This window comes from Mucilaginibacter sp. GW821-FHT07G05 (assembly GCF_059418565.1).
This window is the reverse complement of sequence record NZ_JBWKQC010000012.1, coordinates 1-19,614: the sequence shown is the minus strand read 5'-3', so window position 1 is coordinate 19,614 and position 19,614 is coordinate 1. Positions and strand designations below refer to the sequence as shown.

At 43.6% G+C, this 19,614-nt stretch carries 16 protein-coding genes; 6 read left to right on the top strand and 10 right to left on the bottom strand.

All coding sequences use genetic code 11. The annotated features are described in order from the left end of the window. Nucleotides 1–21 precede the first annotated feature (21 nt). Both AC07NA_RS23295 and AC07NA_RS23290 read right to left on the bottom strand, forming a co-directional pair. The gene (locus AC07NA_RS23295; protein WP_494900183.1) at nt 22–306 is read right to left on the bottom strand and encodes a hypothetical protein; all 285 of its coding nucleotides are present in this window, start codon (nt 304–306) and stop codon (nt 22–24) included. A gap of 367 nt (nt 307–673) precedes the next feature. Continuing rightward, entirely contained in the window at nt 674–1,399 is a 726-nt protein-coding gene (locus AC07NA_RS23290) for a hypothetical protein (protein ID WP_494900181.1), read from the bottom strand. A gap of 171 nt (nt 1,400–1,570) precedes the next feature. On the opposite strand from AC07NA_RS23290, the gene AC07NA_RS23285 reads away from it, so the two are divergent. Then, entirely contained in the window at nt 1,571–1,897 is a 327-nt protein-coding gene (locus AC07NA_RS23285; RefSeq protein ID WP_494900180.1) for a hypothetical protein, read from the top strand. A 205-nt stretch (nt 1,898–2,102) separates the two neighbouring features. Continuing rightward, nucleotides 2,103–4,004, top strand: a complete 1,902-nt coding sequence (locus tag AC07NA_RS23280; RefSeq protein ID WP_494900178.1) for an AAA domain-containing protein — start codon at nt 2,103–2,105, stop codon at nt 4,002–4,004. 1 nt (nt 4,005) lies between these two features. Here the strand turns inward: AC07NA_RS23280 and AC07NA_RS23275 are convergent, their stop codons facing one another. Further along, a complete protein-coding gene (locus tag AC07NA_RS23275; protein ID WP_494900177.1) occupies nt 4,006–4,890 on the bottom strand; it encodes a glycoside hydrolase family 25 protein in 885 nt (294 codons plus the stop codon). A gap of 453 nt (nt 4,891–5,343) precedes the next feature. Between AC07NA_RS23275 and AC07NA_RS23270 the strand changes: the two genes are divergently transcribed. The 3 genes from AC07NA_RS23270 to AC07NA_RS23260 all read left to right on the top strand — a co-directional run bounded on the left by AC07NA_RS23270 (nt 5,344) and on the right by AC07NA_RS23260 (nt 9,159). Continuing rightward, nucleotides 5,344–5,643, top strand: coding sequence for a hypothetical protein (locus tag AC07NA_RS23270; protein ID WP_494900176.1), 300 nt, complete (start codon nt 5,344–5,346; stop codon nt 5,641–5,643). A 224-nt stretch (nt 5,644–5,867) separates the two neighbouring features. Next, the gene (locus tag AC07NA_RS23265) at nt 5,868–6,674 is read left to right on the top strand and encodes an alpha/beta fold hydrolase (RefSeq protein WP_494900174.1); all 807 of its coding nucleotides are present in this window, start codon (nt 5,868–5,870) and stop codon (nt 6,672–6,674) included. A 4-nt stretch (nt 6,675–6,678) separates the two neighbouring features. Continuing rightward, nucleotides 6,679–9,159 carry a hybrid sensor histidine kinase/response regulator gene (locus AC07NA_RS23260; RefSeq protein WP_494900173.1) on the top strand — a complete coding sequence of 827 codons (2,481 nt, stop codon included), beginning with the start codon at nt 6,679–6,681 and terminating at the stop codon, nt 9,157–9,159. A gap of 48 nt (nt 9,160–9,207) precedes the next feature. On the opposite strand, the gene msrB is transcribed toward AC07NA_RS23260, so the two are convergent. The 7 genes from msrB to AC07NA_RS23225 all read right to left on the bottom strand — a co-directional run bounded on the left by msrB (nt 9,208) and on the right by AC07NA_RS23225 (nt 17,872). Then, on the bottom strand, nt 9,208–9,729 hold the full coding sequence (gene msrB, locus AC07NA_RS23255; RefSeq protein WP_345211114.1) for a peptide-methionine (R)-S-oxide reductase MsrB: 522 nt from the start codon (nt 9,727–9,729) through the stop codon (nt 9,208–9,210). A gap of 115 nt (nt 9,730–9,844) precedes the next feature. Continuing rightward, entirely contained in the window at nt 9,845–10,483 is a 639-nt protein-coding gene (gene msrA / locus AC07NA_RS23250; protein WP_494900172.1) for a peptide-methionine (S)-S-oxide reductase MsrA, read from the bottom strand. A gap of 126 nt (nt 10,484–10,609) precedes the next feature. Beyond that, nucleotides 10,610–12,463 (bottom strand): ATP-binding protein, encoded by a 1,854-nt coding sequence (locus AC07NA_RS23245; protein ID WP_494900170.1) that lies wholly within the window; start codon nt 12,461–12,463, stop codon nt 10,610–10,612. Between the two features lie 193 nt (nt 12,464–12,656). After that, a complete protein-coding gene (locus AC07NA_RS23240) occupies nt 12,657–15,035 on the bottom strand; it encodes an ABC transporter permease (RefSeq protein WP_494900169.1) in 2,379 nt (792 codons plus the stop codon). A gap of 190 nt (nt 15,036–15,225) precedes the next feature. Continuing rightward, entirely contained in the window at nt 15,226–15,828 is a 603-nt protein-coding gene (locus AC07NA_RS23235) for a trimeric intracellular cation channel family protein (protein ID WP_494900168.1), read from the bottom strand. A gap of 31 nt (nt 15,829–15,859) precedes the next feature. Further along, nucleotides 15,860–16,714: a sterol desaturase family protein gene (locus tag AC07NA_RS23230; protein WP_494900167.1), complete on the bottom strand. Its 855-nt coding sequence runs from the start codon at nt 16,712–16,714 to the stop codon at nt 15,860–15,862. Between the two features lie 123 nt (nt 16,715–16,837). Beyond that, nucleotides 16,838–17,872: an aldo/keto reductase gene (locus AC07NA_RS23225; protein ID WP_494900165.1), complete on the bottom strand. Its 1,035-nt coding sequence runs from the start codon at nt 17,870–17,872 to the stop codon at nt 16,838–16,840. A 351-nt stretch (nt 17,873–18,223) separates the two neighbouring features. Between AC07NA_RS23225 and AC07NA_RS23220 the strand changes: the two genes are divergently transcribed. Then, entirely contained in the window at nt 18,224–19,495 is a 1,272-nt protein-coding gene (locus AC07NA_RS23220; RefSeq protein ID WP_494900164.1) for an NAD(P)/FAD-dependent oxidoreductase, read from the top strand. Nucleotides 19,496–19,614: the final 119 nt, after the last annotated feature.

The window sequence follows — 19,614 nt, the reverse complement described above, 5'->3', positions numbered from 1 at the left end:
ACTAAATTGTGTTGGTGGTTGTTAAAATGCTGGTTGACTAAGTGATGGGTATTTTACAGCCGTGCGTGTTTTGGCCGCGATGGGCTTTATTACTTTTTGCTGTATTGTTTTTATTGATGCCGATGCCATTACGCGAATGGTAAGCGTTAAAAACTCCATGTTGATATCAGCGCCTAAAAAATTCTGCTTAAGGCCTTCGCCCAAAGCACCTACTACGTAATTAGTGGTATTTTTTAGCAAGCTGCTGCCACCGCTTACCGGGGTGCGTGTTGTGCTTGTGTTGCTGATGTGTACTGGTGTATTCATAACGTTTAAAACGACAGTACAAATGTAAACCAAGTTGACGATATTAGTAAACCAAGTTGACGTATTTAAACCTATTTTACGCCTCCATGACATTGAAAACGGGTTTTGTCATAATTGTGTTATCATCACAAAATTTGTGTCAGGCAAATATCACAAGGTGCATTTTATTTAAAATGTTTTGGGCTGATGATCGTCTACAGGGGAATCAGATGATCTTTAAATACAAGACAATAAGTGATCGTCGAGGATAAAATCTGTTAATAATTCGAGAGAAATGAGTCGGAGACAATCAGCTTACATAAGCACTTAAGGGTGCCGAATCTTGAAATTTGCCAATTCATGAAATATCGGCATAAAAAATCCATCCCTATCTGCCTTTTGGTTTTTCAAAGGGAATTAACGCTGCATCTTTCTTTACCAATATGCATGCATTGTCTTCATCATTATCAGTGCCGATGACGGGCTTTAAACTGATGATAGTTTTGAGGGTAAATATGTGATAGTTTTCAAAATTCAAAGTACGAGGATATAGTCCCTTAAAAAACTGCGGCTTGTCATTTACTGTATATTCATCCCACAAGGCATCAATGATCCACATTTTAGCTACTGCGCCGCTTTTGGTTTGCATCAGGTATACATCGTTATTTTTCCATCCGGAAGCAAATTCTTCCGGTTTAGGTTGATCTTTAATGAGCTTTTGTTTGTTAAGTTTATACTCGTTGCAAAAAGCTTGATAGATCCCATTTTGGTTAATATCATTTATCAAGAAAATATCTTTGTATAAATATTGATAAGGTTCTGCATGTAATTCATTCAGATATGTATTTAGCGGCCAATGAAAATTGTTAGGTTGGTTTTTATCGTACGGAATCAGCATCCAAAACAAATTATCACCCTGCATATTAGCCTTGACAATTTTATTGCCTTTATCATCAAATTGAGTGGTAGTCGCTTTATCTCCTAATCCGTAATTTCCTACATATTTTAAAGCTATTATAACCTCCCTGCGCACAGGCTTCTTGGTTTTAATTTGCGCCAATGAAGTTTGCACCCCGGTTAAAATCAGCAAAAAAGTAAATACTCTTATTTTCATATCGATATAGCCAAAAAGTTAGGAATAAACAATGTATAAATGTATGTACATATTTACAATATATGCTTTATATTTCAACTTTTTCAATCTCTCTTTGTAATCATATCTTGGCTTTACGGAAACAAATTATTTATAAAATTGTCCTGATATTGTAACGCAAAGCAAGCCCCCATGATCAACCCCGTAACCTTTACAGTAATTAGCCCCGATGGCAGTGAAAGAAAATTGATTATTGAACCGGTAATTGAAAAAAGCCCCGGTGAACAAGTGCATGCAACAGGCGTTTACAAGTTATACAAAAGCGCCTTCGACGATAAAACCATCCTCTTTACCGAACCGCTGGAAATAGGCAAAGAAAACAACGACCTGGCCGACGCGGCCAACCCAGACTACTTAGGAAAGATAACCACAGAAAGCAACGCGAAATGGCATTACGAAGGAGATTTGCTAAGCCATGAAGAGCAACAGCAAGTGGTGGATTATATTGTCAATGTTTAAGAAATCTTTTGATTGGATATAAAAAATTGTCATTGCGAGGAGGAACGACGAAGCAATCCCGTCGTATACAGAGCAAACCTAAATAGCTACGAGATTGCTTCGTACCTCACAGCAATGACACAGTAATTTCCATTTGCTGAATTACACTAATCGGTAAATAACTATTTCGCCCGGCTACACTCGCAAAGCATTAATATATTTGCGGATGGATTATTTTAAGGAGCAGGCTGATCTGTTGAAGATGGAATGGGATGAGGATCGCAGCCAATATCTGAAACTTACTGAAACATCATCAGCGGCTGATCGTCGCGGAAGCGGCATTACCTGGTACCCTGTTGCCATAAGGGATACTGAACTGGGGCGTGGTGATTATTTGCAGGTAGAGGTTGAACGTACCACCCATCATGATATAGCGCACCAGTTTCGTACAGGGGTGCCTGTGGCCTTATTCTCCAATCACGATGCTAAAAACGACCGTATTGAAGGTACCGTTGTATACCAAAATAATACCCGGTTAAAATTCACCCTCAATACCGACGAGTTGCCCGATTGGACCCGCAACGGTAAACTGGGCATCGACCTGTTGTTCGACGATAATACTTACCAGGAAATGCAGAAGGCGCTTAAACAAGCCGCCGCCATGCAAAGCAAACCCGAAGGGCACCTCATCAACGTGTTGACGGGCAATATAGCACCGGCATTTACTGATGAAAAATTGCCGATAGCGGTTACTAACCTCAATGCATCGCAGCAGGCGGCGGTTGATAAGATCATTTCGGCTAAGGATCTGGCTATAGTGCACGGTCCGCCCGGAACGGGTAAAACCACCACCATTGTACAAGCCATTAAACAACTCTTGCAGCATGGCAAAAAACAATTACTGGTAGTAGCGCCCAGCAATACCGCCGTTGATCTGTTAAGTGAAAAGCTAAGCGAACAAGGCCTTAATGTGCTGCGCATCGGCAACCCGGCAAGGGTATCTGAAAGGTTGATGAGCCTCACGCTCGATCATCAAACTACCCAGCATAAGGATAGCAAGGAAATTAAAAAGCTGCGCAAACAGGCAGGCGAGTACAAAAACATGGCGCATAAATACAAACGCAGTTTCGGCAAAGCCGAGCGCGACCAGCGCAATGCCCTGTTTAACGAAGCCCGTAAACTGGTTAAGGCAGCCGACGATGCCGAACAGTTTATTATTGACGATGTAATAGAAAAAGCGCAGGTAATTACCGCCACGCTGGTGGGCGCAAACCATTACACCATAAGGCACTTAAAATTTAACACCGTTGTAATTGATGAAGCCGGGCAAGCGCTTGAACCTGCCTGCTGGATTCCCATCATCAAAGCGCAAAAAGTAATTTTAGCGGGCGATCATTGTCAGCTGCAACCTACCATAAAATCAATACAGGCCGCCCGAAACGGATTAGGTACTACCCTGTTTGAGAAATGCGTTAACCTATACCCCGAAGCGGTAATACTGCTGGAAGAGCAATACCGAATGCATAACCAAATTATGGGTTATTCGTCGGGCGTATTTTACCAGGACAGGCTGATCGCCCATCCATCGGTTGCAGAACATTTGCTGTTTAACGAAGACAGGCCATTGCTGTTTATTGATACTGCGGGCTGCGGCTTTAACGAAAAACAGGAAGGTACCAGCGTAACCAATCCCGAAGAGGCGGTGTTTCTGCTGAAGCACCTTGAATTGATGGCGACGCAATTAGACGAACATTACCCGGCGGCGCAATTTCCGTCGATAGCCATCATAGCGCCGTACAAGCAGCAAATTTATACCATTAACGAACTCATCAGCGCATCAACCACATTGCAACCGTATTTAAAAAAGATCTCGATTAACACGGTCGATAGTTTTCAGGGGCAGGAACGCGATATGGTATACATCAGCATGACGCGGAGCAATACCGATAACGAGATAGGTTTCCTGGCCGATATCCGCCGGATGAACGTGGCCATGACCCGCGCCAAAAAGAAACTGGTGATCATTGGCGACAGCTCTACCCTATCGGTTCTGCCGTTTTATGCCAACCTGATTGACTATGCCGAAAAGATGAACGCCTACCAAAGCGCGTGGGAATACGCCGACTAAATCACTCGGTGATCAGCATATTGCGGAACGCTATCGAGTCGCCGTGAAAAGCGTCGAAATCAACCGTGTGGTTAATACCGTTCACCCTTGCCTTGTCGGAGTGCTGCCAAAACAACCATTGGGTATTCCGGCCTGCTTTTAGTTCGGGTTTATAGTAATGGGCTATCCACAAACGGTAGCCTTCAAAATAGCTTTGCAGGTAATCTTTATAAAAACTCAAACCCGAATAAATAATAGGTTTAGTGCCGGTTTTGGCTTCCACGCTTTCTAAAAACGCTTTCAGCTCTTTACGCATTTGTTCGGGTGATGCGCCTTTCAGGGTTTCCACATCAACTACCATGGGCATGTCGCCTTTCTCTACGTTTACATTCTGCATAAAGAAACGAGCCTGCCATTTGCCGCTTTTTTCGGGCCGGAAATAGTGATACGCTCCGCAGATAATGCCTGCTTTGGCCGCCTCGCGCCAGTTCCGCTTAAAGTACGGATCGACCAGTAAAACGCCTTCGGTAGCTTTTATAAACGCGAAGGTGATGTGCACACTGTCTTCCTGCATGGCCTTTACCTTGTGCCAGTCTATTTTACCCTGTGCGTACGATACATCAATACCATGCACCGTATATTTTGTAGGGATGTTGATACCGAAGCTTTTGTAGGTACGGTAATGCGGATCTTTCCCGAAATCCCTCACCCATTGCCAGGCCGACGAAAAAGTATTGAGCACATAACCGTAATAAAATGGCGACAGTAAAATGAGCGCTATCCCGGTAAGAGCAATAATGAGGTTGGTGTTGATCTTGTTGGTCTTCTTCTTTTTTCGGGGCGATGGCTTACGCTTAACGGCAGGTTTTTTACGTGGAGGAGCGGCAGGTTTTTTCTTTACAGTCACGATGGCAAAAATAGGAAAATGAGGCGATGGAGTATGCAGTATTGCCGAAATTATCTATCCACAATGAAGGAAATACAAACAACTATGCACTTTGCGGCAAAAGCGAATCGTATAGCTAACTCACCCGGTCTACGCTTCGCTGGACCACCCTCTCTGCTGCGCAAAGAGGGTTGGATGATCTTGCAAAATAAAGAACTTCGAATCCCTTCTTTCCGCTCGCGGAGAGAAGGGATTTTTGCTTTTTTATTCCCCCCTCTTTACGGCAAAGCCGAAGAGAGGGAGGTCCAGCGAAGCGTAGACCGGGTGAGTTGACTATGCGCTTTGTTTAACACTTTAGTTGACGGTTACAGCCTCAAAAAGGAATTAAAAACATCCAATCGACACAAGCTGAATAAACCAAATACAAACAACTATGCGCCTGCATTGTACCATTAATAATAAATACAAAAGGATATGGTAATTGTAAAAATAGGCGAAGGCACCACGCAAGCAAGGCAAATAGAAATAGTTACCGAACGCGGCATTTGGGATAGCGGCGTATACAAATTATTCAACAGCGGTTTCCTGCCCGAGGATGGCACCGATAAGAAACCCGAACCCTCCGATGAAAACAATCCCGATTTTTTAGGCACTATCGATCTTAATAAAGAAAATGGCACCTGGGCATATACAGGCACACACTTAAGCACCGAAGAACAGCAGGAAATTGCCGATTTTATAATGGATTATCAGGTACCCGACAGTGTTTATTAGGCAAACCATACTCACTTCATAAAAATCAATTCATTCGCGGTTTCGCCCCAATAAAATACATTACACAAAGTTTAACTTCCGGCTAACCTAAAATTAAAACCTTCGTTTACAGCTATATTTCGAATATTATTTTCATTTAAGAGCATTAGCGCTAATGTTTTATACAGGAGGAAACCTATATTCGTTTTTTTACGTAAACCCCGAATACGGTTAATTTTTGTGCTATGACCTCACATCTGAAAAAGAAGAATAACATAAATATTGAGGGTTACCTTGATGCCGCACAAACCATCATTTTCGCCCACGGTTTCGGTACTGACCAAACCGCATGGGATGCCGTGAAACAGGCTTTTAAAGATGATTACCGCCTCGTGCTATATGATAATGTAGGCGGCGGCCATGCCGATCCGGCAGCTTACAGCCCTATAAAATATAATAAGCTGAACAGTTATGCCGATGACCTGCTGGCTATAGTAAACGACCTGCAACTGGAAGATGCCATTGTAATTGCGCATTCGGTAAGTTCCATGATCACCCTGCTGGCCAACGTTAAAAACCCGGCTATATTTAAGAAAGTGGTTTTTGTTGGCGCGTCGCCAAGGTATTTGAATGATGAGAGCGAAAACTACACAGGCGGCTTCACCCAGCCCGCTTTGGATAGCATGTACGAAACCATGACCACCAATTACTACGCCTGGGTAAGCGGCTTTTCAGCAGCAGCCATGGGCAACCCTGACCAACCCGAACTGGGCGAAAGCTTTGCCCGTACGCTGGGCGAGATCAGGCCGGATGTGGCTTTGTCAGTAGCGAAGGTGATATTTGAATCGGACGTGCGTAAAGAGCTTGGCAAGCTGCAAAAAGAAACCCTGCTGCTGCAAACACAACACGATATTGCCGTGCCGCAAGAAGTTGCAGAATATCTTAACCAACACATCAGCAACAGTAAATTATTATATGTTGATGCCGAAGGCCACTTTCCGCACATTAGCGCTCCCGACCAGGTTATAGCGGCCATAAAATCATTTATATAACGCTTTGCAACAACAATATACCAATATCAACTGGGCTAAACGGGCTTTAAATTTTATCGCCCGGTTAGGCATAAACGATAGTTACGAGCATTGGACAGCCATAATGCAGCGTAACATGGCTTATTTGCAGGAGGCATCAGGTGCCGATCAGGTTATGCTGATCAAGTATGAAGACGCGCTTACCGCCCGTGTGATACAAAAAGGCAGTGACGATAGTGATTCGGTATATGTGAGCCCCGAAATTCTGGAAGCGTTTAACGACGGGCTCCAACCCAGGTTTTATCATCTACCGGTCGAGGCTTTTAAGCCTGAGTTGCTCTTGCTGTTCAATTCGCCGGCCGCGCTGGTGATGCTGCCTGTAAAACAGCTGGATTTTACCAGTTATATGCTGTTAGTATGGCAAAATGATATTGATTTCAGCGAAGATTTTGTGGAGTTTATCAACACCTGCTTCAGCAAGATCAACGAAACCGCTAAACTGGCACGCACTTATTATTCGCTCGAAGAATTGAAGGTGCGTTTTAACGCTATTTTGCAAACCGTACCGCAAAGCATTGTTTTTATTGACGATACCGGCAATAACAGCTGGGTGAACGAAGAAGCTGCCAAACTGTTTAATATAGATGGCGGCAATGTAGAGCCCGCCCATCTTTCGGCAGCTATGCAGCAGTTGCGCGCCAAAGCCAGTAATAAAGAAGATATTTTTAAGCGTGGCATGCAGCTCTTTCAATCGAAAGATAAACGGGTGAAGGATTGGCAATGGATCTTTACCGAACCCGACCTGTTTGTGCTGAATGTTTGCTGTACGCCTACCCTATCCAAACACATCAGCGGTATGTTGTGGACGTTTGATGATATTACCCAGCAATACCTTTTCGACCAGCACCTTAAAGACCTTAACGTACAGCTGGAAGAAAAAAGCCGCCTGGCCGATGCTCAAAATCAAGCTAAATCGGAGTTTTTGGCCAACATGAGCCACGAGATCCGCACGCCGATGAACGGTGTGATTGGTATGACGAGTTTGCTGCGCAACACACAATTGAACGAAGAGCAGTTCGACTTTGTAGAATCTATCCGCATCAGCGCCGACTCCCTGCTGGAGATCATCAACGAAATTCTCGATTTCTCAAAAATTGAATCGGGCAAGCTGGAACTGGAAGAGCACCCTTTCTTCATCCATAAAATAGTTGAAGAAACTTATGATCTGCTGGCGCTAAGGGCGCACGATAAAGGGCTCGATCTGCTATACGTGATAGAACCCGATGTGCCGTTAGAAGTTATCGGCGACATGACCCGCCTGCGGCAAATTGTAGTGAACCTGGTGGGCAATGCCATTAAGTTTACCGACCACGGCGAAATACTTACCAGCATTAAACTGGCCAACAAAATTGATGATATATACGAACTGGAATTTTCGGTAAAAGACAGCGGCATCGGTATCCCCGAAGATAAGATGCATAAACTGTTCAATTCCTTCTCGCAAGTTGATTCATCTACCACGCGCAAATATGGCGGCACGGGCCTTGGTTTGGCCATCAGCGCCCGTTTGGTTGAAAAAATGGAAGGCCGCATTTGGGTGGAAAGTGAGGTTAACGTTGGCACCACCTTTAAATTCACCATTCATATAAAGGCCAGCACCGGCGTTAAGGAGTACAAACCTGTAAAAGTACCTAAAGACCTGGCGGGCAAGCGTGCACTCATTATTGATGATAACCTTACCAACCTGCGCATTTTGCAAGGCCATTGCGAGCACTGGGGCATGCATGCCGATATATTTGAGCACGGCGCCGACGGCATAAAGGCCATTGAACACCAACACTACGATATTGCCATTATTGATATGCTGATGCCTGATCTTAACGGCATTGAAGTAGCAAAGCAAATTGTAAGTAAGTACGGCAACAAGATGCCGCTGGTACTGTTCAGTTCGGTGGGGCACTTTCCTCCCGAAAATAAAAAAGACCTTAACCTGTTCGCCGCTGTGGTTGATAAGCCGATAAAGCAATCGTACTTTCAAAAAATGCTGATGGATAAACTGGCACAGGCTCCGGTGCAAAAAACAGAAGCAAGCACGCCTGTAATTGCTGCCAACGTAACCGTTCCGGATACTACCTTAAGTGTGCTGGTTGCCGAGGATAATATCATCAACCAAAAAATAGTAATTAAGGCGCTCCAAAATATTGGGCAAACCTGCGATGTAGTAGCTAACGGACTGGAAGTACTATCCTCATTACAAAGGCAACATTACGATATAGTGATGATGGATGTGCAAATGCCCGAGATGGACGGATTACAGGCCACCCGCAAAATTATTGAAGAATACGGCGGCAACAGACCGGTAATTATAGCCATGACAGCCGGAGCTTACGAAAAAGACCGCGAAGAATGTTTTGAAGCCGGTATGGACGACTATATTATTAAACCATTCGACTTTGAAGACTTTTACCAGAAGATCAATTTTTGGAAAGGCAAGATCAATAAATAACAAAAAAGACCTTTAGCCAGTTGCTAAAGGTCTTTTTTGTTTATTCCCTTATTTGGTTAAACCATCCGGTTCAAAATCAAGTGAAACGGAGTTCATGCAATATCTTTTATGGGTTGGGGGCGGACCGTCGTCAAATATATGCCCTAAGTGCGAATCGCAGCGGGCACAGGTAACCTCAATACGCTGAATGCCCAATGAATTATCTTCGTTATAGTTTACACTGTTTTTGCGCACCGGCTCAAAAAAGCTCGGCCAACCGCAGGTACTGGCAAACTTAGCATCCGATTTAAAGAGTTTATTGCCGCATACCGCGCAATAATAAGTACCCTTCGTGTCTTGTTTCCAGTATTTACCGGTAAAGGCGCGTTCGGTATTTTGTTCGCGGGCTACGGCGTACAGGTCGGCAGGTAAAATCTTCTTCCATTCCTTGTTTGATACCTTTAAATGTTTGGTATCGGTATTGGAGTAATAAGGGTTGTTTTCGTGCCCGGCCACGGTTTTAGCTTGCTGCGCGTAGCTTTTGCCGAACAGCAGTAGTATGATGGTGGCTATACTTAGTATTGATCTCATTGGTTATCCATTTACTATATGTCATTGCGAGGCACGAAGCAATCCCGTAGCTGTTCAAATCAGCTCTGTAGACGACGAGGTTGCTTCGTACCTCGCAATGACATGATTTTTATACTTAATTCTTCAGTTTATTTTTAAACACCTTCCTGAATTTTTCCAGTTCGGGCTGTATTACGTATTTGCAATACTGTTGATCGGGGTTAAGGTTATAAAAATTCTGGTGATAATCTTCGGCCTTGTAAAACACTTTGTACGGCGCTACCTGGGTAACTATCTTATTTTTATAGGCCTTGGCAGCATTCAGTTTATCAATATAATAAACAGCTTTGGTTTTTTGATCGGCATTGTGGTAAAATATGGCCGAACGATACTGCGTGCCTACATCGTTGCCCTGGCGGTTAAGTTGGGTTGGATCGTGCGCTACAAAAAAGGCTTCAAGCAATTCATCATAAGTAATTTGCTGCGGATCGTAAATAATATTACAAGCCTCAGCATGGCCGGTTTTGCCGGTGCAAACCTCTTCGTAACTTGGGTTAACGGCGGTGCCGCCTGTAAAACCTGAATATACTTTCTTCACCCCCTTTAACTGTTGAAACTTGGCTTCGGTACACCAAAAGCAACCGGTAGCAAAAGTAGCGGTATCAACCTTGGCAGCTTTACCATTTACCGGTGATGTTATTTTTTTCGGCGATGATGCAAGCGCCACGTATCCTACTGATAAAAGCAGGATCACTGAACAAACTATTTTCTTCATATTTTTTAAGTAGTATCCCTGCCGGGTTATGGCAGATTTAGCTTAGTAACGAAATATAACAGCGCTTGGATGCCACGGAGAAAAAAACTGATTTAGGGCTGACAATCTGATTTTAATAACGGTTTGTTAAACCGGCAACTCTATATAAAACGAAGTACCCTTGCCCGGCTCGCTTTCTACCCATATTTTACCGTGATGTGCCTCGATGATCTGCTTGCTGATGTACAGGCCCAAACCAAAAGGCTGCTCACCCTGCGTACCCGAACGGCGGGCCGTAGTGAACGGATCAAAAATCTTACTCTGCATCGCTATCGGGATGCCTATACCCTTATCTTTTATTACTATCAATATATCCTTTTGCAGCAGGCGGGTATCTATCATTATCTCGCTTCCCTCCGGGCTAAACTTAATGGCGTTCACTACCAAGTTGTTGATCACCCGCCACAATTTCTCGTTATCACCATGTATCTTCACCCCTAAATTGGTATTGAGCAGCAATTCCTGGCTTTTTTCTTTAGCACGCAGGCTAAGTAATTGTATCGACTGACTTAATAATTCGTCAAAATCTATTTCCTCAATATTGAGTTCCTGCTGGCTGTCGAAATCTGTTTTTTGAAGTTCGTTGATCAGTTCGAGGCAATTTTTGGTAGATACCTTTATCAGGTTAACATACTCGCTGGTTTCTTCGGGTGTGGTATCATCATCAATCATGGTGGTGATGGTGTAAATAGCGCCAATAGGGTTACGAAGATCATGCGCTACAATTTTAATCACACGCGCGTAATTCTTGTTCATCACATCCAGCGCTTCCATAGTTGTTTCGGTTTGCTGAAACTGGGTGCGCAACACCTCGGTGGTACGGCGCGATTGTTTCCAGTTGCGCCACAGTACAATGATGATCACAATGGTCATAACACATATCAGTATAGCCAATACCAAAAACTTTTGCTGATAATCGGCCTGTACCCTTGCCGAATCCAGTTGCTGGTCTTTTATGGCGTATTCAATATAATCAATCCCCGAACTGTTATCAACTTTCTCCTGTTCTTCACGAATGGTGAGTAGTTTTTGGCTGTAATAAAATGCGGTCGCGGTATCTTTTTTACCGTTATAAAAATCGTACAGTTTTTTGGTGATAGATTGGGTGTAGATGCGGTATTCTTTATCGTCGCTTATCTTTAACGCTTGCTGATAATAGCCTACCGCCCTTGCCGAATCTGTTTTGGCAAAGATATCGCCAAGGTCTATCAACATGTCCAAACTCAGGTAGTAAAGATTTCTTTTCAGTACATCGTTAACCGTATTTTGTAACATGGCAACGCCTTTGTCGCGCTCACCATTACTTACATAATTGTCAGCCACTAACTGCTCTATTGCCAGTATTACACGCTCATCTTTATATTTGGCGGCTATCTTTTTCGCCTTACCTATATACAGATCAACAGAATCTTTCGGTAATTTATCCGAATACATCAGTACATAATTGTACCATACCAATGCCATTATAGAATCATGGCCCAGCTTACGCCCAAGGCTTATGGCTTCTTTAAAACCTCTAATAGATTTTTGATCTTTACCAATTTCATTAAATACCTGGGCAATGTTCATGTGCCCCTGCACCATATTTGAGGTATCGTGAAGTATCTTATACCGGTTATAGGCATCGTTGTAATAACGGAGGGCGAGTTGCAGGTTTCCCTTAATATCGTAATAGATCCCCAGGTTATTGGTGGCATCAGCCATGCCCTTGGCATATTGCAAGCGCGTGGCTATACCACGTGCCTGGGTGGTATAAATAACAGTGCTGTCAATGTCATTTTCATACATCAGCATGGCCAGCCGGTTCAGCGCGTCAACATAACGCAGGCTATCTTTTATAAACGGCAGCTGCCGTTTTAAGTGCCCAACTTTTTCTGCCTGGCCGTAACAAACAGTAACACAAAATAATATAAATACAAAAACTACGGATATTTTCTTCATTGGTTAGTCGCGCCGTGCTTAATTAAAGATATATAAATTAATTAGCAAGATGTAATTTGATCATTATTTATCTTAAAATGAACAAAAAGCGATTTTATTGAACACAATGCATATTAACATAAAAAGCCACCGTAATAATCCTGTAAACAGTAATTAAAACGGCAGCCTTGTTTTTGTTATGATGACGTATAGGTTATTCGGCCTTTATGCTGCGTACCGGGTTGGCCAGCGCAGCTTTAATACTTTGATAACTAACCGTTAACAGGGTAATTATTATCGCGCCAACCGCTGCCAGCGCGAATATCCACCAGGCAATTTCGGTACGGTACTGGTAATTTTGCAGCCAGCTATGCATAAAATAGTAAGATAAAGGCATAGCTATTACCAACGCTATTATAGCCAGCACCACAAAATCTTTTGATAACAGGCGCCATAATGTAAATATGGTAGCCCCCAGCACCTTGCGGATCCCTATTTCCTTGGTACGTTTTTCGGCCATAAAGGAGGCCATACCAAATAAACCCAGGCAGCTGATAAATATGGCCACAATGGTAAAGAAAGCCGCCAGTTTACCAATGCGGCTCTCGGCCGAAAATTTGGCTGTGTACTCTTTATCGGCAAATTTATAGCTGAAAGGTTCTTGCGTGTAGCGTTTGTGCACGTCCTCAATAGTACGTAAAGCGGCCGTCATGCTCATTTTAGGGTTTACCCTGATGTTTAACACGCCGCCAATGCTGGTATCCGGATAAAATATTGTTTGCTTGGCCGGTTCGTACGGCGATTGCATTACCATATCTTTTATAACACCAAGGATCTTATAATTTTTACCCCATTTTACGGTTTCGCCTACCGGGTGCTTCATGCCCATGTATTTGGCTGCCGACTCGTTAATAACTATACCGCTCGAATCGGTAAGAAAATCTTTTGAAAAATCGCGGCCATCAATAAACTGCCAGCCCAGGGTGCTGCCATAACTTTGTGTGATGCCGATGGTGCCGAAATCGTCGGTCATGTTGGGGTCTTTGCCCTTCCATTCCAGACCGCTGCTGTTGCTGTTTACACTGGTTACGGGGCTTGATGATTCGGCCACGTCAAGCACAGCGCCCGAATTGATGAGATCTTGCCTTAAAACGGCGAAGTGCGTATGCAGATCGGCAGTAGCCATATCGATGGATAACAAACCATCGCGATCATATCCTACCGGGCGATCTTTTGTATGCTGTATTTGCCTGAAAACGATCACCGTACCAATAATAAGCACCACTGAAACCGTAAATTGCAATACAACCAGCACCTGCCTTGGTATGGCGGCAAAACGTCCCATTCTGAAAGTACCCTTTAACACGCTCACCGGTTTAAATGATGAAAGGTACAATGCGGGGTAACTGCCTGCTATTAAACCCGTAATTAGCGAAAACGACAGGCAGCAGGCCCAAAATGTAGGGTTAGTCCACAAGATGGTGATCTTTTTATCGGCCACGGTATTAAAAAATGGCAGGCATAATTGTACCATCAGTAAACAAACCACAAATGCCAGCACCGTGATCATTAACGATTCGCCGAAGAACTGCCCGATCAGCTGCGCGCGGTTTGAACCTATCGATTTAAGGATGCCCACCTCTTTAGCCCGCTTCTCTGATCGCGCAGTACTCAAATTCATAAAGTTGATGCAGGCCAGCAGCAGTACAAATATGCCTATAGCACCAAACATGTATATATATTGTATCCGGCCGCCGGTATTTACGCCCCCTTTAAACTCCGACCACAGGTGCCACTTATCCATACCATGCAGAAAGATCTGCGGATTAAATCTCATATCCCGCTTGCCTATCTTGCGTAGTTTTACATCTTTTATTTTTGCCGATAGCCTGGCCATATCGGCATTATCAGCAATCTGTACAAACAGTTGAAAAGAGTTATTGAACCAGTTGGTTGTTGAGCGTTTTATCCAGGGTTCGGTGGTGATGTAGAGATCCCATGGCGCTAAAAATTTGGTGTCGTAAAACTCTGTGTTGTAAGGCAGATCTTCGTAAACGCCGGTAACTTTTACCGGAAAATTGTTATCGATCCTAAGCGTTTTACCCATTGGGTCGGCATCGCCAAATAATGCTTTTGATACCGATTGGCTGATCAATACCGACGACATATCACTAAGGCCGTTGCGGGTTCCTTTCAGCATGTTAAGGGTAAGCATTTTGGGCGCGTCGGGCTGCATGTAAGTACCCGATTGCGAGATCTTTTTATCATCAACCGATAGCATGTGTTTCCACGTCCACGATGACATGACCATATACTTAAAATCGCTGCCGTAACTTTTGCGCATCTCATCGCCCAAGGGGAAAGGAATAGCCGAACTGGTACGTATGGTACCATCAAAGCTTTGGTGTTGCTTTACCTGCGCAATGCGCGAATAATTTTGATGGTACTTATCAAAAGACAATTCATCCCACATCCAGAGGCCAATTAGTATGGCTACTACCATGCCTACTGATAAACCTGCAATGTTAATGAAAGCGTACACTTTGTTTTTTACAAGGTTACGCCAGGCCATTTTTATATAGTTCCTGATCATAAGTATGTTAAGGTTATGGATATTTAGCTAAACCGCTGTAAAACAAACCAATACCTTGCCTTAAATACAATCAATTATAAATCAATGCGTTAATAAAAATAAAACCTGTAAAACTGTATCGTAACCGAACACTGCAACGTTCGGATTTGCACATTGCGCATTCATATTAAAGTGATAAAACCAATAAGATTTACAGGGCCGGCAGTTTCCAGTTTTTACGATAGGCGATGATACGGATGCTGCAAATAACAATCACGGCAACCATTTCGGTTATTGATCTGCCGCAGGTGTTGATCAGCATGAAATATACCACACCGCCAATGATACAGGCCGTGGCGTAGATCTCCTTATGAAACAAAACAGGAATATGGTTCAGCAAAATATCGCGGCATACACCGCCAAAGCAACCGGTGATAGTACCCAGCGCTACACAAACACCCGGGTGTAAACCTGCCGCCAGCCCTTTTTGCAAACCAATAACGGTAAACAAACCCAGGCCAAGCGCATCGAACAAAAAGAGTGTTACCTTGAAATTCCCTATCCGCTTTTTAAACAATATGGTGATGATGGCCGTGGCTAATATTACTACCGGTCCGGTAAGATCCTGCATCCAGGTAACCGGGGTATGGCCGATGAGTACATCGCGGATAGTACCGCCTCCGATAGCCGTAACAAAGCCGATAATGATAACGCCCAATATATCCAGCTTTTTTTGCATAGCCGAGTATACACCCGAAATAGTGAAGGCGATAGTACCGAGTATCTCGATAATGGCAGAAAGGCTGTTTGGCATAAGCAGGTATTAAAACTGCTGTAAATTTAGCTTATCCCCGGCTATTCTCGTTCAGGGCAGAAAGATTTACGGTTTGATCAAATTCGGCAGGTGCTGATGGCTGATAGGTTTTGGCACGTTTTCTATTTAAACGCTGTTCCTGTATGCGGTCGTACTCTTTTACGTAGTCGGGGTTTTCAGTTTTAAGCAGTCTGTCCCACAACCTGAAATACAGGCCGTAGTTACCCTTAAACTTACTATGATGCAGGTTATGATGAACCGATGTGTTAAAAATTTCAAACAGGAAAGTTTTACGCAGCCATTTAGGCGCTATCTCATAACCAAGGTGCCCGTAAACATTAATAACAAAGCCCGTCAGCACAAATAATATCAGCGTAATGAAATGCATCGGAATAAGCAGCGTGATCACCAGCAATACTAAACCTTCGGCAACCGCTTCAAGAATGTGAAACGAGTAGGATGTCCACGGTGATGGATTGGTTGATTTATGGTGCAATACGTGCGCGTACTTAAACAGATTTTTGTGGTGCAGTAAACGGTGCATCCAGTAAAAATAGGTATCGTGTACCACAAGACTTAAAAATAAACTGACCGGGATCCACCATAAAGGGTAATCAGTTATGCCCTCATAAATGCGTGTAAAACTTTTGAAAGGCGTATATAAGATAGCGAAACCAATAACCGTAAATACCGCTGTAGTTTGCATGGAATGCAGTATATCCCGAAAAAAATCGCTCCCGGCAGCTTCGCGCTTTTGAATTTTTGATTGACTGTACCAGCCGTTAAGCAATTTATAATACAGCAAAAAAGGTATCCCCGCCAGTATAAAATACCTTACGGTTGATATGCTGAATAGCCTTACAAAAGTTTCAATAACCTGTTGCATAATTACTTAACCTAAGTTAGTATATAAAACCGGTTAATTCATCTTATATTTTTATCCGCGAACAAAAAATGCAGTCCCGGTTAGGCGGAACTGCATTTTCAATATTTCCAAAAAAGAACCTTATTACTTATAAAAATTAGGTAGCGGGTTCAGTTTGGTATCCTGGCGCTGGTGCCAGTATGGATATATTGGGTCGGTATAGCTGGCGGCATCAAGTTTCTTCACCTGCTCTGTGGTTAAATTCCAGCCTATGGCACCTAAGTTTTGTTTCAGTTGCTCCTCGTTACGGGCACCCACCACTATATTGGCCACCGTAGGGCGTTGCAATAACCAATTAAGGGCTACCTGCGGTACGGTTTTACCAACTTCTTCGGCCACTTCATCAAGCGCGTCGACAATATCATACAAACGCTCAAAGTTTGTTGCCGGGCCATGCGAACCTCCCTGGCTGATCCTGTTATCATCGGGTACAGGCACGCCGCGACGGAACTTGCCGCCTAAACGGCCTGAAGATAGCGGGCTCCAAACTATGGTACTTACCTTTTGATCTATACCGGCAGGCATCAGTTCCCATTCAAATTCACGGTCGAGCAGTGAATAGTAAGCCTGGTGTGCTATGTATTTAGCCCAGCCATATTTTTCTGATGTTGACAGGGATTTCAGCAAATGCCAGCCCGAAAAATTAGAGCAGGCAATGTAGCGAACCTTACCAGCCGAAATAAGGTCGTCAAGGGAACGCAGGGTTTCTTCAACGGGGGTGTTACCATCAAAGCCATGCATGTGGTAAACATCAATATGATCAGTTTTTAAGCGGCGTAAACTATCCTCGGCCGATTTGATGAGGTGGTAGCGCGATGAACTTACATCATTGGGGCCGCCGCCCATATTAAAGGTAGCTTTTGTAGAAATGATCACCTTGTTGCGGATACCTTCCAGCGCTTTGCCCAGTATTTCTTCAGATACGCCGTGTGAGTATACATCGGCAGTATCAAAAAAGTTAACGCCTGCATCAAGGCAAAGGTTTACCAATCTTTTTGCTTCGTCGAGTTGTGTATCGCCCCAGGCTTTAAAAAATTCGTTACCACCGCCAAAGGTAGCAGTACCAAAGCTAAGCACAGGCACTTGTAAGCCCGATGCACCTAAAAATCTGTGTTCCATAAATAGTTGTTTAGTTAATTCCAAAAAAAGGGTTGACAAATCACTTTTTTGTCAGCCAAAATTCATAAAAGGCATTAAGCAGAACTACCCTTATTTATTGACGTTAGTGTTACAAATACACCATTAAAATTATGTCAATTTGTATACTAAATCGATTTAATTCTATGAGTCGCACATAAACATAACACATTGTTAATCAACCAAAAGAAAACAAAACACAAACTTAGCACAAATAACAATTTGTATTTAATACATAGATAATTCAATTTCGATACGGCATATCATCAGCAACAATTGATAAGGGCAACGGAAACATGATGTACTGTATGCGAACTTTAAATAGTTAATAAAATGAAAACTCAATTAGTGCCAAAAAAAATTGTAATTATAGGCGGTGGATTTGCAGGCGTAAACCTTGCGCAGGAACTGCTAAAAAACAACAACTATGATATTACACTGGTAGACAGGCACAACTACAACTACTTTCCTCCCCTGCTATACCAGGTAGCTACCAGTTTCTTGGAACCATCAAACATCAGCTACCCTTTCCGTAAATTATTCAGAAACAAAAGCCTGCGCTTCCGCATGGCCGAACTGCAAAAGGTTGATACCCAAAACAAGGTAGCCTACCTGAGCAACGGCAGCATTGAATACGATTATCTGGTGTTTGCGAGCGGTGCCAAATCAAACTTTTTTGGTAACGAGAACGTGCAGAAATACGCCATCCCGATGAAGACCATTGATGATGCGCTGAAAATGCGTAACACTTTGCTGAACACGCTCGAAAAAGCAACCCTGGCTACTGATGCCGAAGAAAAAAGAAAACTGCTTACCATTGTAATTGCCGGCGGCGGCCCTACCGGTGTTGAAGTGGCGGGCATGCTTGCCGAATTGCGCAAACGGGTGATTCGCAGAGAATACCCGGAACTGGCTGGTTCACCAAGCCAGATCTATATTGTAGATGGCGGCCCTAACCTGTTGGCCCCAATGAGTGAGAAAACCCATGCCGCGGCCCGTAAAATATTGACCGATCTGGGTGTTATTGTAAAATCGGGCATTCAGGTAAGGGACTACGACGGCAGCGTGATCACCCTCTCAACAGGTGAAACAATTGAAGCGAAAACCCTGATATGGACAGCCGGTATTACCGCTAACACTTTCGAGGGCATCCCCGAAACCAGCCTGGGCATTGGTAAACGCATGGTGACCGATGAGCATAACAAAGTAACCGGCCTGGATGATGTTTACGCCATTGGCGACTCAAGCGTACAAATCACCGATCCGCTGTATCCAAAGGGGCACCCGCAACTGGCACAAGTGGCTATACAACAAGGCCGTACCCTGGCTAAAAACTTTACTGCTATGGCAACAGGCAAAACGCTTGTACCATTTAAATACTTCGACAAAGGTGATATGGCTATAATAGGCCGTAATAAAGCAGTGGTTGACCTGTTTAAGAACAAGCTCCATTTCGGTGGCTTTTTAGCCTTGTTTATGTGGCTGTTCGTTCACCTTATTTCACTGGTAAATTACCGCAACAAATTCCGCACGCTCATCAGCTGGGCAACTGCCTACATATCACGCGACAGGTCGTTAAGGATGATATTCAGGCTTAAGGATTGAGTTGGATAAGATACAGTTAACAATTGTATAGTTATGCTTCCCGTCTGTCTTGTCCTGAAAAGGGTTTACGTTAAAGTAAATCAAATGAAAGGAAAAGAATTAAAAGAAAAGCGTCGGTC

Coding starts and splice junctions, on each gene's coding strand:
- AC07NA_RS23245 (WP_494900170.1), bottom strand. CDS start 12,463: ATGAAGAAAATATCCGTAGTTTTTGTATTTATATTATTTTGTGTTACT.
- msrB (WP_345211114.1), bottom strand. CDS start 9,729: ATGAGATCAATACTAAGTATAGCCACCATCATACTACTGCTGTTCGGC.
- AC07NA_RS23295 (WP_494900183.1), bottom strand. CDS start 306: ATGAATACACCAGTACACATCAGCAACACAAGCACAACACGCACCCCG.
- AC07NA_RS23280 (WP_494900178.1), top strand. CDS start 2,103: ATGGATTATTTTAAGGAGCAGGCTGATCTGTTGAAGATGGAATGGGAT.
- AC07NA_RS23240 (WP_494900169.1), bottom strand. CDS start 15,035: ATGATCAGGAACTATATAAAAATGGCCTGGCGTAACCTTGTAAAAAAC.
- msrA (WP_494900172.1), bottom strand. CDS start 10,483: ATGAAGAAAATAGTTTGTTCAGTGATCCTGCTTTTATCAGTAGGATAC.
- AC07NA_RS23230 (WP_494900167.1), bottom strand. CDS start 16,714: ATGCAACAGGTTATTGAAACTTTTGTAAGGCTATTCAGCATATCAACC.
- AC07NA_RS23285 (WP_494900180.1), top strand. CDS start 1,571: ATGATCAACCCCGTAACCTTTACAGTAATTAGCCCCGATGGCAGTGAA.
- AC07NA_RS23265 (WP_494900174.1), top strand. CDS start 5,868: ATGACCTCACATCTGAAAAAGAAGAATAACATAAATATTGAGGGTTAC.
- AC07NA_RS23225 (WP_494900165.1), bottom strand. CDS start 17,872: ATGGAACACAGATTTTTAGGTGCATCGGGCTTACAAGTGCCTGTGCTT.
- AC07NA_RS23220 (WP_494900164.1), top strand. CDS start 18,224: ATGAAAACTCAATTAGTGCCAAAAAAAATTGTAATTATAGGCGGTGGA.
- AC07NA_RS23235 (WP_494900168.1), bottom strand. CDS start 15,828: ATGCCAAACAGCCTTTCTGCCATTATCGAGATACTCGGTACTATCGCC.
- AC07NA_RS23270 (WP_494900176.1), top strand. CDS start 5,344: ATGGTAATTGTAAAAATAGGCGAAGGCACCACGCAAGCAAGGCAAATA.
- AC07NA_RS23290 (WP_494900181.1), bottom strand. CDS start 1,399: ATGAAAATAAGAGTATTTACTTTTTTGCTGATTTTAACCGGGGTGCAA.